The sequence below is a fragment of the Shewanella sp. TB7-MNA-CIBAN-0143 genome (genome assembly GCF_040310065.1).
GTDB lineage: Bacteria > Pseudomonadota > Gammaproteobacteria > Enterobacterales > Shewanellaceae > Shewanella.
The window spans coordinates 1-302 of the sequence record NZ_JBEOPL010000076.1 but is presented as its reverse complement, the minus strand read 5'-3'; the positions used below and the strand labels follow the sequence as shown (position 1 = coordinate 302).

Genomic DNA, 302 nt, shown 5'->3' with positions numbered 1-302 from the left:
ACCACCTTTGATGAAGACGGTGATTTACTGACGGTTGACTTTACCCCAGGCAGCAATGACGACGGTTACTACGCGTTAGTGAACGGCGAAGTGGTATTAACCCAAGCGGGTGCTGACTTGGTTAACAACGGCGGCACGCTGCCGGCGGTTAATTTAACCGTCTCTGATGGCAGCTTAACTGGCCAAGACAGTGACACTCCGGTGATCACTGCAATGAATGATGACTTCACTGATAACAATGAAACGCGCACCCTTGCAGAAGACAGCCCTGAAGTGACCGGTAATGTGATTGACGGCACCAG

Annotated in this window: 1 protein-coding gene; it reads left to right on the top strand. The window is 51.3% G+C overall.

Features of this window, described 5'->3' with window-relative positions:
• Positions 1 to 302, top strand: a 302-nt coding sequence (locus AAEY97_RS21170; protein ID WP_351001312.1) for a hypothetical protein, incomplete at both ends; no start/stop codon positions are given.